The organism is Streptomyces sp. NPDC048424 (assembly GCF_040651555.1).
In the GTDB taxonomy this organism is placed as follows: domain Bacteria; phylum Actinomycetota; class Actinomycetes; order Streptomycetales; family Streptomycetaceae; genus Streptomyces.
Genome location: NZ_JBEZKE010000040.1, coordinates 16,032 through 29,991, shown reverse-complemented (window position 1 = coordinate 29,991; position 13,960 = coordinate 16,032). Strand labels below are relative to the sequence as shown.

General features: G+C 70.5%; 14 protein-coding genes. 4 read left to right on the top strand and 10 right to left on the bottom strand.

Translation table 11 applies throughout. The features are described 5' to 3' along the window. Positions 1-48: 48 nt before the first annotated feature. A complete protein-coding gene (locus tag AB0D29_RS34630) occupies positions 49-795 on the bottom strand; it encodes an ABC transporter permease (protein ID WP_362859767.1) in 747 nt (248 codons plus the stop codon). Positions 796-800: 5 nt separating this feature from the next. Further along, positions 801-1,736 carry an ATP-binding cassette domain-containing protein gene (locus AB0D29_RS34625; RefSeq protein WP_362859725.1) on the bottom strand — a complete coding sequence of 312 codons (936 nt, stop codon included), beginning with the start codon at positions 1,734-1,736 and terminating at the stop codon, positions 801-803. A 101-nt stretch (positions 1,737-1,837) separates the two neighbouring features. Here AB0D29_RS34625 and AB0D29_RS34620 point away from each other — a divergent pair, with 101 nt between their 5' ends. After that, positions 1,838-2,590, top strand: coding sequence for a TetR/AcrR family transcriptional regulator (locus AB0D29_RS34620; RefSeq protein WP_362859723.1), 753 nt, complete (start codon positions 1,838-1,840; stop codon positions 2,588-2,590). Here the strand turns inward: AB0D29_RS34620 and AB0D29_RS34615 are convergent. The 4 genes from AB0D29_RS34615 to AB0D29_RS34600 are packed head-to-tail and all read right to left on the bottom strand — an operon-like array spanning position 2,573 to position 5,508. Continuing rightward, positions 2,573-3,352: an alpha-ketoglutarate-dependent dioxygenase AlkB gene (locus tag AB0D29_RS34615; protein ID WP_362859766.1), complete on the bottom strand. Its 780-nt coding sequence runs from the start codon at positions 3,350-3,352 to the stop codon at positions 2,573-2,575. The genes AB0D29_RS34620 and AB0D29_RS34615 overlap by 18 nt on opposite strands. Continuing rightward, positions 3,336-4,550 carry a hypothetical protein gene (locus AB0D29_RS34610; RefSeq protein ID WP_362859721.1) on the bottom strand — a complete coding sequence of 405 codons (1,215 nt, stop codon included), beginning with the start codon at positions 4,548-4,550 and terminating at the stop codon, positions 3,336-3,338. Before AB0D29_RS34610 ends, AB0D29_RS34615 begins: the two co-directional genes overlap by 17 nt. Next, positions 4,547-4,726, bottom strand: coding sequence for a DUF397 domain-containing protein (locus AB0D29_RS34605; RefSeq protein ID WP_362859720.1), 180 nt, complete (start codon positions 4,724-4,726; stop codon positions 4,547-4,549). The genes AB0D29_RS34610 and AB0D29_RS34605 overlap by 4 nt, the downstream gene beginning before the upstream one ends. Next, a complete protein-coding gene (locus tag AB0D29_RS34600; RefSeq protein WP_362859718.1) occupies positions 4,723-5,508 on the bottom strand; it encodes a helix-turn-helix transcriptional regulator in 786 nt (261 codons plus the stop codon). Before AB0D29_RS34600 ends, AB0D29_RS34605 begins: the two co-directional genes overlap by 4 nt. 179 nt (positions 5,509-5,687) lie before the next feature. Here AB0D29_RS34600 and AB0D29_RS34595 point away from each other — a divergent pair, with 179 nt between their 5' ends. The 3 genes from AB0D29_RS34595 to AB0D29_RS34585 are packed head-to-tail and all read left to right on the top strand — an operon-like array spanning position 5,688 to position 8,874. Continuing rightward, a complete protein-coding gene (locus AB0D29_RS34595; RefSeq protein WP_362859717.1) occupies positions 5,688-6,059 on the top strand; it encodes an ATP-binding protein in 372 nt (123 codons plus the stop codon). A gap of 35 nt (positions 6,060-6,094) precedes the next feature. Beyond that, positions 6,095-6,499 (top strand): hypothetical protein, encoded by a 405-nt coding sequence (locus tag AB0D29_RS34590; protein ID WP_362859715.1) that lies wholly within the window; start codon positions 6,095-6,097, stop codon positions 6,497-6,499. Then, entirely contained in the window at positions 6,499-8,874 is a 2,376-nt protein-coding gene (locus tag AB0D29_RS34585) for a tetratricopeptide repeat protein (RefSeq protein WP_362859713.1), read from the top strand. Before AB0D29_RS34590 ends, AB0D29_RS34585 begins: the two co-directional genes overlap by 1 nt. Positions 8,875-8,917: 43 nt before the next feature. On the opposite strand, the gene AB0D29_RS34580 is transcribed toward AB0D29_RS34585, so the two are convergent. The 4 genes from AB0D29_RS34580 to argS all read right to left on the bottom strand — a co-directional run bounded on the left by AB0D29_RS34580 (position 8,918) and on the right by argS (position 13,781). Continuing rightward, positions 8,918-9,715: a VOC family protein gene (locus AB0D29_RS34580; protein WP_362859764.1), complete on the bottom strand. Its 798-nt coding sequence runs from the start codon at positions 9,713-9,715 to the stop codon at positions 8,918-8,920. A gap of 52 nt (positions 9,716-9,767) precedes the next feature. Next, on the bottom strand, positions 9,768-10,253 hold the full coding sequence (locus AB0D29_RS34575) for a DUF3995 domain-containing protein (protein ID WP_362859712.1): 486 nt from the start codon (positions 10,251-10,253) through the stop codon (positions 9,768-9,770). A 103-nt stretch (positions 10,254-10,356) separates the two neighbouring features. Then, complete coding sequence (locus AB0D29_RS34570; protein ID WP_362859711.1) at positions 10,357-11,856, bottom strand: hypothetical protein; 1,500 nt, start codon at positions 11,854-11,856, stop codon at positions 10,357-10,359. 149 nt (positions 11,857-12,005) lie between these two features. Next, positions 12,006-13,781 carry an arginine--tRNA ligase gene (gene argS, locus AB0D29_RS34565; protein ID WP_362859709.1) on the bottom strand — a complete coding sequence of 592 codons (1,776 nt, stop codon included), beginning with the start codon at positions 13,779-13,781 and terminating at the stop codon, positions 12,006-12,008. Positions 13,782-13,960: the final 179 nt, after the last annotated feature.

The window sequence follows — 13,960 nt, the reverse complement described above, 5'->3', positions numbered from 1 at the left end:
GGTACGCACCGTCGGCGTGACGAGGGGCTTCTCCTGGTGAGGAGCCCCTCAGCGCGTCCTGCTGCGGAACAGGACCGCGGACAGGGTCACGGCCGCGGCCGTGATGCCCGCGCACCAGGTCAGGGCCACCCACGGCGCGTCCCCGGCGGGCTGCGCCAGGAGCAGGGCGCGCAGGGATTCGATCACGGGGGTCAGCGGCTGGTGGTCGGCGAAGCCGTGCAGCCAGCCGGGCATGGTGTCGATGGGGACGAAGGCGCTGGACGGGTACGGCAGGAACATCATCAGGAAGGTGAAGCCGCCCGCCGCTTCCGGGGACTTGGCGAGCAGTCCGAGTGCGGCGGCGAGCCACGAGATCGCCGTGATGTACGTCAGCAGCAGGCCGGCCGCGGCGAGGAAGGCGGCCGGGCCCGCCTGGGGCCGGAAGCCGATGGCGAGGGCCACGGCGAGGACCAGGGTGGTGGAGATCAGGTTGCGCAGGACCGAGGCGGTGACGTGGCCGGCGAGGATCGGGATGCCGCCGATGTCGAGGGAGCGGAAGCGGTCGATGACGCCGTTCGTCATGTCCTCGGCGACGCTGACGGCGGTGGAGGCCGCGCCGAAGCCCGCGCAGAGCAGCATGGCGCCGGGGACCACGTACGTCACGTACGTCGTGCCGGTGTCGATGGCCCCGCCGAAGAAGTAGACGAAGATCAGCATCAGCATGACGGGCAGCATCAGGGCGGCGATCAGCGCGTCGGGCCGGCGGCTGCTGATGCGCAGGCTGCGGCCGGCCAGGGCGAAGGCGCTCACGGGCATGGCGGTCATCGGTCGGCTCCCGTCAGGGTGAGGAACACGTCGTCGAGGGTGGCGCTGCGGACGGCGAAGCGGTCCACGGCGGTGCGGTCCGGGTCGAGTTCGTCGAGCAGGGCTCGGACGTGGGCGGCGGTGCCGTCGGTGGGCAGGCCGAGGGTGAGGGCGTCGGGGTCGAGGTGGACGGCGCGCGGGGCGAGGGCCTCGTAGGCGGCGCCGGTGGCCAGGGTCAGGTCCAGGCGGTGTCCGGCGACGCGGGCCTTGAGTTCGGCCGGGGTGCCCTCGGCGGCGATGCGGCCGTCGGAGAGGACGGCGACGCGGTCGGCGAGCCGGTCGGCCTCCTCCAGGTACTGGGTGGTCAGCAGGACGGTGGTGCCGTCGGCGCGCAGTTCCCGTACGAGGTCCCACAGGTCCTGGCGGCTGCGCGGGTCGAGGCCGTTGGTCGGCTCGTCCAGGAAGACCACCTCGGGGCGGGAGACGAGGCTCGCGGCGAGGTCGAGGCGCCGCCGCATACCGCCCGAGTACGTCTTCGCGGTGCGGCCGGCGGCCTCGGTGAGGCCGAAGCGGGTGAGGAGTTCCTCGGCGCGGGTGCGGGCGGAGCGCGGGGAGAGCCCGGCGAGCCGGCCCATCATGCGCAGGGTCTCGGTACCGGTCAGGAGCTCGTCGAGGGCGGCGAACTGGCCGGTGAGGGAGATGAGTTCGCGGACCCGGGAGCGTTCGGTGACGGTGTCGTGCCCGGCGATGCGGACGGTGCCGGAGTCGGCGGCGGTGAGGGTGGCGAGGATCCGGACCGTGGTGGTCTTGCCGGCGCCGTTGGGGCCGAGGAGGGCGAGGACGCTGCCGCGCGGGACGGCGAGGTCGATGCCGTCGAGGACGCGGAGGTCACCGTAGGACTTGGTGAGGCCGGTGGCGTGGATGCCGAGGCCGCCGGAGGCGTGCGTGGTCATGGGGGATGGTGCTCCCTTCCCAGCTTCTGCGTATGCCTTACGCTCTTCTGTGTAAGTAATACACAGAACTAGGATGGGGGTCAATCGAGGAGTGGGCGGTCATGGCGGACGAGGACAGCGGCACAGGGCTCCCCGCGAGCCTGGAACTGGCCTGGGGCCTGCGCGAACGCCCCGGCAAGGGGCCGCGCCCCACGCTCACGCTGCCGAGGATCGTGGAGGCGGCGGTGGCGCTGGCCGCCGCCGAGGGGGTGGACGCCGTCTCCATGGGCCGGGTGGCCAAGGAGCTGGGCGTCTCGACGATGTCCCTCTACCGCTACGTCGCCGCCAAGGAGGAGCTCTACATCCTGATGGCGGACGCGGGCGTCGGCACTCCTCCGGAAGTGCGGCCGGGGGACTGGCGGGAGCTGCTGACGCAGTGGGCGTACGCGCAGCGGGCCGTCCTGATGGCCAACACGTGGATCCTGCGCATCCCGCTCACCGGGGCCCCGGTCAGCCCGAACCAGCTGGCCTGGATGGAACGCGGGCTCGCGGCCCTGGCGGACACCGGCCTGAGGGAGAGCGAGAAGCTCTCCACGATCATCCTGATCGGGGGCCTGGTGCGGAACGAGGCCACCATGGCCGCGGACATGATGGACGCCATCGTGAAGTCCGGGATCGCCCCGGACCAGGCGCTCGGCCAGTACATCCGCACGCTGGGGCTCATGACCGGCCCGGACAGCCACCCGGCCGTGACGCGGCTGCTGGACTCGGACGCGTTCTCCGGCTCCGGCGAGCCGGACTTCCAGTTCCGCTTCGGCCTGGACCGCATCCTGGACGGCCTGGCGGCACTGGTGGGGTCAGACGGGCGGCAGTAGATCACTCTCGCTGACGGTGTACGTCAACGGGGGGTACCTGAAGTCCGTTTCATCGTTCTCACGGCGCCGCAGTCGGTAGAACTCGCGCCGCTGCTCGTCGTCGGCCGACGTGAGGCGCGCGCCCTGCGGGAGGTACGCATGCCCGTCGCGAAACCGGACGAAGGTCTTCGACGTCCGAAACGTCACGCCCAACCATTGGTTGTCCATGGTCGGGACGGGCGTCTCCAGCACGATCTTGTGCCTGAACCGCCGATTCGAGTCGACGGAGAACGCGACGACACTGTTGTGGGTGAGGGGGATCTCGAACGTGTCGAAGGTGTCGACACCGGACCCCTTTGATTCGAAGATCAGCTTCCGTGGTGGACCCGCTTCGGGATTCCGGTAACAGGAGAAGACGGCGATGAAGGAGCCTTCCGCCAGATCCAGGGCCTGGTCGCAATGGCTGCCCATGGTTCTGTACGCATTCGTGTAGCTCTCGATGAGAGCGTTGTTGAAGCCGACCGGGATCGCCGCATGTTCTTGAATCTGTTGCGCCAGCCGTTCGTGCACCGCGCGGAAACGCTGCGCCGGGCTGCCGTATTGAGTGGTGGTGCGTACGAGAGCCACACCCTCCGCCTCGTCGACCCTGGTGAGCACGGCACCTTGCCGGCCCTTTCCCACGTCTTCCAGGTGTGCCGACGTGGACAGCTCCTTGAAGAGATCCTGCCCGGCCGGCAACGAGTGCGAGATGATCTCGTCCGAGATCCTAGACGCGGGGGGCAACATAGTCTCCCGTGTTCATGCTGAAGAGGAATGCGTCGCCGTAGTCGATGAAGGACGAGGTCCTGTTCTCCTCGGCGTACAGCCTGCGCAGCTCGTCCATGCCCTCTGGTGTGGGCGGCCCCAGCTCCACCAGGTCCCCGGCCGCTTTGAGGAACGTACGGCCGTCCTTGTGGACGGCCTCGGCGCTCGAACAGCGCACCACGTACCCCAGACGGGTCGGAAGCGTCTCGGCGTCCAGCGTCGAGGGCCGGATCTCGTGCGTGTACAGACGGTTGGTGGACAGCGGCATGAAGAACACCGAGCCGGGATAGAGCGTCAGCTCGAACTGCGGCGGGAGCGCGACCCCGTCGTGTTCCCCGATCGGCTCCTTGAGGCGAAAGCGGAGCCTGGTCAGCCCGCTGGCACGCTTCACACCGTAGTCGAAGGGGTCTTCGGCCATGGGCTTCAGCTTTTCGAGCCCGTCATAGAAGGTACAGAAGGCCATGACGCCGTTGACGGGCATGTCCTTGGTCTTGTCGGCATGGGCCGAAATCCTGGCCTTGGACTGCTTGCGCTCCGCCGTGGCGAGGGTGTTGTGGTAGATCTGCGCGAGGACGTGATTCAGCGGTGCGTGGTTCCTGAAGACGGTGGCGGCCTCGCGATTCAGGGCCTCGACGATGCGGGTGTCGGTCGCACGAAATCCCTCGGTCGGCCCCGAGAGATTCGTGGAGCACCGGAGCAGGCGGAAATGCAGTTCGTCACCGTGCTGCTTGACGGGCGTCAAATAGATTCCGCTGCGATGGGCCGTTCCGGGCTTGGTGGACTCCGTCAGGGACTGGAAGGCGTGCTCCGCGCGGATCCGTCCGAAGTGATCGGCGTCGAGGTCGAAGAAACGGCGGTAGTACACGCCGGCCCCGTGCACCCGGAGGGGAACTCGGCCGACATCGACGAGGGTCCAGGGCGTGTCGACGCCTCCGTCGTAACCGTGCGACAGCTCCCGGACGACGAACACCCGCTCCGCCGAGTCCAGTTGGTTGCTGTGGATTGTGGCTGTGTCGCCGCACAGGTAGACGGTCTTCCGCGCGAGGTCGGTCGCACCGGAAGCGAGGTCCTCCGGTGTGATCACGGACCCGAAGAAGTCCCTGACCAGGTCGTTGCCGTGCAACGTCGAAGGCGCGATGAGTATGTTGCTCGCATCATCGATGCAGGCTTCCGTCATCGAGCCAGCCAGCCGGTCAGCGCCGCCCAGCTCGCCGGCGCGAGGTCCAGGACGGGGCCGTCCTGGACCTTCGAGTCCCGGACGTGGAACGTGCCCGGGCCGGTGGCCACCTCGACGCAGGCGTCGCCCTCATCGGTGCTGTAGCTGGACTTGAACCACTGCAGTGCGGTGCTCATAGCTCTCCTACCAGTCGGCCCAAAAAGGCCGCGGTCTCTTTGGGGTTGAGGGCCTGAGTTCGCAGCATGGCATACCGCAGGGTCAGGATGCTGATGTCGTCGGGGTTGGCGACGCGCTGGCTGCTGCGCTGGGATTCGATGTAGGCGCGGTGCTCGTGCTCCGGTGTTTCCAGCATGACGAACGAACCGGAGAGACCGGGGTGGGAGATCTGGCCGAACGGCAGCACTTGGAGTGTCACGTGCGGCAACTCCATGCAGGTCAGCAGATGGCGCACCTGCTCGCCGTAGACGGCGTTGCCGCCGATCCGGTCCCGGAGTGCTGCTTCCGACACCACGAAGGAAAGGCTCGGCGGACGCTCCCGGTGCAGCAGCTTGGTCCGAGCCATCCGGCGGGATGTCAGAGTCTCGATCTCCTCCTGAACGAATGCCGGGACACGACCGCGGAACAACGCCCGCATGTAGCTCTCGGTCTGCAGCAGGCCCGGTAGCACCACCACCTCGTACCAGGAGAACGCGATGGCGCGTTTCTCCAGGTCCATGTACTCGTCGGACCACGTGGGCGTCGGATCCTTCTCGGGCATCCCGTGAGCAGCGACGGACAACAGCCCGGGGAGCCCGAGGTGTTGGTCCATCAGCTCCGCGACGTTCGGCATCAGAGTGCGTCGGCCCTGCTCGATGGACGCGACGGTCTCCTCGTCCAGCCGGATCAGCTCTCCGAGCTGCTTCTGGGTCAGGTTCTTGGCGGTTCGGGCCGCGGCCACCTGCGTGCCGACCATCTTCATGGTCGTCGCGTTCGGCCGTACTCGTTTCCTTGGTGGCATGACTGCGAACTCCCCACCCACGCATGCGGAATACCCCGTGCGGACCCGTACTCATCAAGGAGTACGGGTCGGCGCTCAGCCACACGCTAGTCACGCAACGCGACGATCGTCCCGTGAATCCAACTATTCAGGCGGCGCTCATGCGCGAGCGTCTCTACCTGCGCTCACCCCGAACCGTCGCAGCTGCGCGGCACTTCACACGTGACACCTTGCGGGCATGGGCGGCCACCGAACGCCTCGACGACATGTTGCTCTGCGTGAGCGAGCTGGCGACCAACGCGCTGCGGTACGGGGTCCCGCGCGGCCGGGGGTACCTGCTGCGGCTGTTCGGCTTCGAGGACGCGACCCTCCGCATCGAGGTGCATGACAGCGGGCCCGGGTTCTCCCGGATCACCGGGCGGCCGCACGGGCACGGGCTCACGCTCGTCGCCGCGCTCTCCGATGACTGGGGGGTGCTGGCACGGACGCCGGGGAAGGTCGTCTGGTGCGAGTTCCGCGGGGGTGCCTGCTAGCTTCGGATGCTCGGAAGACGCATCAAGGGGGGCCAGTGTCACGTCCGTTGCGGTGGGCTGTCGTCATCGGGGGAACGGCGATCGTGTTCCTGCTCAGCTTCAAGCTGGGCCAGGTGGACCCCTTCGGCTGGTTGCCGGACAAGGACTCGGACAAGGTGGCGGCCGCCGCCGGCTTCGCCGGGGCCATGGCGGCGGCCTTCGGGCTGGCCGGGGCCTGGTGGGCGAGCAGCGGGCCGGGGGCCACCGGCGCCGGGCAGACCGTCGTGCGGCAGCGGGCCCGCGCCTCCGGGACCGGTCAGATCACCCAGTCCGGCGGAGGTTCGGCGCCGGACGTCGTGGACCAGTGGGCACGGGCCGACGGCGACTCCCGGGTGCGGCAGACCGCCGACCCGACCCCCGGCACGGGCACGGGCACCACGCCCACCACCCCCACCCCCTAGTGGGCAACGAGCAGAGGGCCCGCGCCGACGGGAACGCGTGGATCACCCAGGTCGCCGGTGACCACATCACCTACGCGGCCGGGGCCGGCCCCGCGCCCCGGGCGCTGCTCGGCCTTCCCGACGCGCCCCCGGCCCTGGTCGGGCGCGACGGGCCGGTCAAGGAACTGGTGGGCCTGCTCGCGGAGGGCGGCCCGCCGGTCGTCGTGGTGGCCGGGCTGGCCGGCGTCGGCAAGAGCGCGCTGGCGGTGGCCACGGCCCACCGGGCCGTGGAACTGGGCTGGTTCGGCGACCGAGTGTTCTTCCTGTCGCTGCGCGGCTACGCCCCCGACGGCGGGGTGAGCGGGCCGCAGGCGGTCCAGGAGATCCTGCGCCACCTGGGGGTCCGCGACACGGACATGCCGGAGTCGCCGGAGGGCCGGGTCGCGCTGTACCGGGCGAAGCTGGCGGCCTTCGCCCAGGCCGGGCAGCGCGTGCTGATCGTGGCCGACGACGCGGGTGCGGTCGGGCAGGTGCGCGACCTCGTACCGGCCGCGGACGCGCACCGGCTGCTGGTGACCTCGCGGCACCGGCTCGTGGCGCCCGGGTTCGCGGGGCGGGTGCTCCCGCTGGACGAACTGGCGGAGGAGCCCGCGGCCGAACTCCTCGCCGACGCGGTGCTGCGCGCGTGGCCGGACGACCCCCGGCCCGTACGGGAGCCGGAGGCGCTGGCCGGGATCGCCCGGCGGTGCGGACGGCTGCCGCTGGCCCTCGCGGTGGCGGGGGCGGTGCTGGCGGGCGATCCCGGACTGTCCGCGGGGGAGCTGGCGCAGCGGCTGGCCGAAGCCCGGAGCCGGCTGGAGGCGCTGACCTTCGACGAGGGCGGCGTACCGGTGGGGGTGCGGGCCGCGTTCGACCTCTCGTACGCGCGGCTGCCCGCCGACCAGGCGCGGATCTTCCGGCTGCTGACGGTCAATCCCGGCCCGGACTGCCGCACCGAGTACGCCGGCCGGTTCACCGGTGAGGGCGAGGACGTACGGCTCAAGCTGGCCGCGCTCGTACGGGCCAGCCTGCTGACCGAGCAGCCCGTCGGCTCGGGGCGGTGGCGGATGCACGACCTGCTGCGGCTGTACGCGCTGGAGCGGGGCGAGGAGTGCGCCGAGGAGGACGGGCGGGAGGAGGCGACGGACGCCTTCCTGGCCGACCTGGTCTTGAGCACCGGAGTGGCGCTGGATCTCCTGGGAGTGAACACGCCGGGCCTTCGTGCGCCGGGACTGCCCTCCGTTGCGCAGGTGCTGGACCATCTCGACATGGAGCGGCCGACGCTGGTCGCCGCCGTGGGCTTCGCCGCCGACTCCGGTCGGGTGGAGACCGCTGTGAAACTGGCCGGCCTCCTGTCTTCCTACTTCCAGCTCTACGGGCATACACAAGAAAACCTGCTGATCGCGCGCCACGTACTCGCGGCCGTGCGCACGACGGGCAGGCCCGACGGCCTGGGCGTCGCGCTCTGCGACCTCGGCAGCGCACTGTGGCAGGCGGACGACGGGGAGGCCACCGAGCCGCTGACGGAGGCCCTCGCCCTGTTCCGCGAGGCCTCTGACAGGGACGGGGAGGGCAGGGCGCTGACCCTGTTGGGCACCTCGTACGCTGCCGCGCACCGTTTTGAGGAGGCACGGCAAGCTCACCAGCGAGCGTTGGAGATTTACCGCGAGGTGGGGTTCCTGCACGCGGAAGCCGCGGTGCTGCTGGCGCTGGGCAGCGACCTCCACCACCTGGGACGGCTGGATGAGGCGATCGCCATGCACCGGCAGTCTCTCGCCCTCATGCGGGAGCTGGACGACAGGCACCGTGAGGTCATCGTGCTGGACGCACTTGGTCAGGCGCTCTGGGCGGCGGGACAGGGCGAGGAGTGCCTGGTCGTATGGGAAGAGGCACTCGTCATCGTGCGGGATCTGGGCTACCGGACCCGCATGGCGTGGATCCTGAACCGGATGGGGTTATCGCTTATGTCCACGGGTTCGTCGCACGAGGTGCGGGCCCGTTTCGAGGAGGCGCTGAGCCTCTTCACCGCAGGGGGAGACCGGGACGGCGAAGGCGTGGTGATGATCAACCTCGGCCTGCTGCACCAGCGGGAGGGGCGGTGGACGCAGGCGTTGGAGGCGCACGAGCGGGCCTGCGCGCTCTTGGACACTGTGGGGGACCAGGCCGCTGCGGTGCGGGCACTGGCCGGCACCCTGGCCGGCCTGCGCCGCTTCGCGGAGGCGGCGGAGGCCTTCGAGCGGGCCGCGGCGGGCTTCGCCGCGGTCGGCGACGCGGAGCGGGAGGCCAAGTGCAGGGAGGAGGCCGCGGAGATGCGCGAGGCGGCCCGGCGCCGCTGGTGGCACCGGTTCACGAGGTGAGGTGCGGCGCACGGGGAGCGGGTTCCCCGTGCGCCGGGTGACATCAGCCGACCTGTTCCGGGGCGCGCGCCGTGATCACCGAGAAGACGCCGCCCTGGGGGTCGGCGAGGACGGCCATCCGGCCCGCCACCATGTCGAAGGCCGGGGCCATGACGCTGCCCCCGGCCCGTACGACGGCGGCCTGGATCTCGTCGACGCCGTCCACGTGGAAGTACGGCATCCAGTGCGGCGGCACCCCCGCCGGCAGCTTGGCCAGGTCCATCATCCCGCCGACGGCGCGGTCGCCGACCTTGAACTCGGTGTAGTCCCCGGCGTCCGGCATCGTGGACCGGGCCGTGGTGACGGGCAGGACGGCGCTGTAGAAGGCGGCCGCGGCGGGGACGTCGGGGGTGTTCAGCTCGTTCCAGATGAGGGCGCCGTGTTCGTTGACGATGCCGGCGCCGTCGAAGGTGCCGGCCTGCCACAGGCCGACCGCTGCGCCGGTGGGGTCGGTGATCACGGCCATCCGGCCGAGGTCCATGACGTCCATCGCGCCCATCATCACCGAGCCGCCGGCGTCGGTGACCGACTTGAGGGTGGAGTCGAGGGAGTCGGTGGCCAGGTACGTGGTCCACGCGACCGGCGGCATCGGGTCCGGGACGGTGCCGTCCGGGTTGCTCGCCTTCATGATGCCGGCGACCGGCTTGCCCTTGAGGGTGCAGACGGAGTAGCCGCCCTGTTCGGCCGGTCCGACCTCGCCCTGCCAGCCGAAGAGGTCCTTGTAGAAGTCGAGGGCGGCCTGCTGGTCGGGGACCATCAGGTCGATCCAGCAGGGGGTGCCGGGCTTGTAGGGGCCGTTCATGTCGGGCACGGAGGCCTCCGGTGGTCGCGGTGGGGGAAGGACGGGCCGTCCCCTACCCGGGGTGCACGGACACAATCGGGCCGTTCGGGTGAACGGTGGGTGTGAGGGCGAGGCGGGCGGCCGCCCAGCCGAAGACCAGGCAAGCGGGCGTGTACAGCGCGAGGTTGAGCCAGTGGAAGGGGCTGCCGGCCGGGCTGTCGAGGAGCCCGGCCGCCCAGCCGAGGCCCGCGAGGCCCCGTACGGCCAGCCCGGTGGCGACGGCGGCGGTGACGGCCCGAGTGATGCGGCCGCCGCGGCCGCGGGAGTGGGCCAGGACCGCGGTGGCGCCCGCCAGGGTCACGGCGGCCAGCGGCAGCACCACTGGGGGCCCGAAGGAGGTCTCCAGGCCGAGGACGGCCAGTGACAGCGCGCGCTCGTCGGCGGCGGGCCAGGTCGCGCCGGTGGCCCAGTAGAGGTGCAGCAGTCCGTCGGCGGCGAGGAGGGCGGCGACGGCGAGTCCGGCGCGGCGCCGGGTGGTGGTCTCGGTCTCGGTCTTCATGCCTCGAAAGAGGGGGCCCACAGGGAGAACATTCCCTGTGGGCCCCCTCACATGGCCACGTGCCGGCCGGAGCCGAGGTGTCGGCTCAGGCAGTGGTGTCGGCTCAGGCGGTGGCGCGGCGGCGGCGGCCGGTGCCCGCGACCAGGGCGACGCCCATGGCGAGGGCCACGCCCGCGCCGCCGAGGGCCCAGGTGGTGGCCGCGTCGGCGCCGGTGGCGGCGAGTTCGCCGCCGGTGTGGCCGGTGGTGTCGTCGACGATCGGCTTCGCGGAGCCGTTCGGGTTCGGCTGGTTGCCGTTCCCGCCGGTGGCCGGGTCGGCGGCGACGACCTTCGTCAGGCGGGCCTTGGAGTACGAAGTCGCCCACGGCTTCGGGGTCTCCGGGCCGACCTGGGACGTGCCCCAGGAGGAGATGCGCAGGTCGCCGAGCGGCGCGTCGGCCGTCAGGCGGATGCGGACCTGGATGTCGAAGCTCTGGCCGTCCGCGACGGGGCCGCCCGCGAGGTCGACTCCGAGGAACACGCCCTCCTCCTCGTTCCGGATCTCGGCCTCGTGCCAGCCGGCCTTGCCGTTCTTGTCCTTGCTGAGGACCTCGACCTTGACCTGCGAGCTCTTCATCGGGACCCAGTCCGGGCGGGCCAGGAGCAGGCCGACGTTGAAGCCGTCCAGGGCCTTCTTGCCGGAGTTGTCGACGCGGACGGACAGGTTGGTCCAGTCGCCGCCGGCCTTGACGGTCTCCGGCACGCCGTTCACCGCCAGCGCGGGGCCCTCGACGAACGGGTCCTCTTCGCCGTCCTCGGCGCCTTCGATCTTCGCGTCGTACCAGCTGCTGGGGCCGTACTTCCAGCCGTCGGCGCTGATCTTCACGGCGTCGGAGGCCATGTCGAAGTTGATGCGCGGGGCGTCCGCGGTGAAGCGGATGCGCACGTCGAGGTCGCGGCTCTCGCCGCGGTCGAGGGTGCCTACGGTGTCGACGGTGCCGATGAAGTAGTCGCTCATGCTGGTGGCGTCGGTGTCGTGGTCGAGCGCCGTCGCGGGCCACCAGTAGCTGCTGCCGTCCGTGCGGACGATGCGGGTCTCGATCTCGTAGTGGCTGGCCTTCAGCTTGCCGCCGGCCTTGTCGACCGAGAGGCGGGGCGCGAGCCCGGTGATCCAGTCGCCGCCCGAGTTGTCGACCGACACCTTCAGCTGGGTCCAGTCGCCGCCCGGCTTGAAGCCGTTCTTCGGGATGCCCGCGACGGTGACGTCGGGGCCCATCATGATGCCGTCGGAGTCGGCGTGCTGCTTGTCCGCGGCGGGCCCGGCGTCCTTCGCGGGCTGCTCGGCGGGCGCCGGGGCCGGGGTGGTCGGCGCGGGCGCCTCGACGACGGGCGCCGGCTTCTCCGCGACGGGCGCGGGCTTCTCGGCGACGGGCTTCTCCGCCCCGGGCTTCTCGGCGCCGGGCGTGGTCGGCGCACCGGCGTCGGCGGTGGCGTCGTCCTTCGGCGCCACGTCAGGAACGATCACGGCGGGCTGGTCGGCGGCCATGGCGGGCGTGGCGGTCAGGATGGTCGGTCCGGCCACGGCGACCGCGGCGACCGCGGCCATGCGCTTGATCTTCTTCACTTGTTTCCCCCATACAGATCTTTTGAACATGATCAGATTAGTGGGGTCGGCGTGAAAGTTGATGGCTTAAACATCACGAAAGGCCAACGACCCCGGCGGCGAATGCCGGGGTCGTTGGCCTTTCGTGCGTTCTGTCCTGATTCCGGATGTCAGAGCTTCTCGGGCGTCCGGATCCCGAGGAGGGACATGCCCTTCGAGAGGGTGCGGGCCGTCAGGTCGCACAGGAACAGCCGGTTCTCGCCGACGACGAGCTCGGGCTCGGGCTTCACGACAGGGCACTGCTCGTAGAACGTCGCGAACAGCGAGGACAGCTGGTAGAGGTACGCCGCCACCTTGTGCGGGGCGTGCTCCGCGGCCGCCTCGGCGATGACCTCGCCGAACTGGTCCAGGTGCAGGCCCAGCGCGCGCTCGGCCGGGGCCAGCTCCAGCTCCGGGTGGGCGGCCGGCTTGCGGTCGCCCTCGCCCGCCTTGCGCAGGATGGACTTGATCCGGGCGTACGCGTACTGGAGGTACACGGACGTGTCGCCGGTCAGCGAGACCATCTGGTCCAGGTCGAACTTGTAGTCGCGCGAGGCCGAGGTGGACAGGTCCGCGTACTTCACGGCGCCGATGCCCACGTACTGGCCGTTCTCGACGATCTCCGCCTCGGTCAGGCCGACCCTCTCGGCCTTCTCCCGCACGACGGCCGTGGCGCGGTCGACGGCCTCGTCCAGCAGGTCCACCAGCCGGACCGTCTCGCCCTCACGGGTCTTGAACGGCTTGCCGTCCTTGCCGAGGACCGTACCGAAGGCCAGCTGCACGGCCTTGACCTCGTCGTTCAGCCAGCCCGCGCGGCGGGCCGTCTCGAAGACCATCTTGAAGTGCAGGGACTGCCGCGCGTCGACCACGTAGATCAGCTCGGTCGCGCCCAAGTTCCCCACGCGGTCGCGGATCGCCGACAGGTCGGTGGCCGCGTAGCCGAAACCGCCGTCCGACTTCTGCACGATCAGCGGGGTCGGGTTGCCGTCCGGGCCCTTGACGTCGTCGAAGAACACGCAGAGCGCGCCGTTGGAGCGGACGGCGACGCCCGACTCCTCCAGCAGCTTGCAGGTCTCCACCAGCATGTCGTTGTAGCCGGACTCGCCGACCACGTCCGGGTCCTGGATGTCCATGTCCAGCTTGTTGAAGACGGAGTAGAAGTAGATCTTCGACTCGTCCACGAACCGCTGCCACAGGGCGAGGGTCTCCGGGTCGCCCGCCTGCAGGTCCACCACCCGGGCCCGGGCCCGCGTCTTGAACTCCTCGTCGGAGTCGAAGAGGCCGCGCGAGGCCTTGTAGAGGCGGTTGAGGTTGGACATGGCCTCCTCGCCGGAGACCTCCTCGTCCGACTTGTGGTCCAGCTCGTGCGGGTGCTCCAGCAGGTACTGGATGAGCATGCCGAACTGGGTGCCCCAGTCGCCGATGTGGTGGCGACGGACCACCTTCTCGCCCGTGAACTCCAGGATCTCCACCATCGCCGCGCCGATCACGGCGGAGCGCAGGTGCCCGACGTGCATCTCCTTCGCGACGTTCGGCTGCGCGTAGTCGATCACCGTGGTGCCCGGGTTCGCCGCGAGCGGGACCCCGAGGCGGTCGTCGAGCGCACGCGCCGCGAGGGTCTCGATGATCGCCCTGTCGGTGATGGTGATGTTGAGGAAGCCCGGGCCCGAGACCTCGATCTCCTGGATCAGGTCACCGGTCGGGATGCCCTCGACCACGGTCGTCGCCAGCTCGCGCGGGTTGGCCTTCGCCTTCTTCGCGAGCGCCAGGATGCCGTTGGCCTGGAAGTCGGCCCGGTCGCTTCGTCGCAGCAGCGGGTCGGCGGCACCGGCCTCCGGCAGGGCGGAGGCGAGGGCGTCCGCGACGCGCTGGTTGACGGAAGAAGCGAGGGAAGGGACCGAGGCCATGAGCTGCCGTTCCTGTGAGGTTGTGCCGGTGGGTGCACTTGGTTGTTCCGACAAGAGCCGAGTATCCCACGGAGGGACCAGCCGGATTCCGGGAATTCCCCGTCGCTGCTCTGCCGGGATGGACCGGATCACCCTGCGCGGCGCGGAGGCTCTCCCCGAGGTCGGACCGCTGGAGCTCC

Coding starts and splice junctions, on each gene's coding strand:
- AB0D29_RS34605 (WP_362859720.1), bottom strand. CDS start 4,726: ATGAGCACCGCACTGCAGTGGTTCAAGTCCAGCTACAGCACCGATGAG.
- AB0D29_RS34575 (WP_362859712.1), bottom strand. CDS start 10,253: ATGAAGACCGAGACCGAGACCACCACCCGGCGCCGCGCCGGACTCGCC.
- AB0D29_RS34625 (WP_362859725.1), bottom strand. CDS start 1,736: ATGACCACGCACGCCTCCGGCGGCCTCGGCATCCACGCCACCGGCCTC.
- AB0D29_RS34595 (WP_362859717.1), top strand. CDS start 5,688: ATGCGCGAGCGTCTCTACCTGCGCTCACCCCGAACCGTCGCAGCTGCG.
- AB0D29_RS34610 (WP_362859721.1), bottom strand. CDS start 4,550: ATGACGGAAGCCTGCATCGATGATGCGAGCAACATACTCATCGCGCCT.
- AB0D29_RS34620 (WP_362859723.1), top strand. CDS start 1,838: ATGGCGGACGAGGACAGCGGCACAGGGCTCCCCGCGAGCCTGGAACTG.
- AB0D29_RS34580 (WP_362859764.1), bottom strand. CDS start 9,715: ATGAACGGCCCCTACAAGCCCGGCACCCCCTGCTGGATCGACCTGATG.
- AB0D29_RS34630 (WP_362859767.1), bottom strand. CDS start 795: ATGCCCGTGAGCGCCTTCGCCCTGGCCGGCCGCAGCCTGCGCATCAGC.
- AB0D29_RS34600 (WP_362859718.1), bottom strand. CDS start 5,508: ATGAAGATGGTCGGCACGCAGGTGGCCGCGGCCCGAACCGCCAAGAAC.
- argS (WP_362859709.1), bottom strand. CDS start 13,781: ATGGCCTCGGTCCCTTCCCTCGCTTCTTCCGTCAACCAGCGCGTCGCG.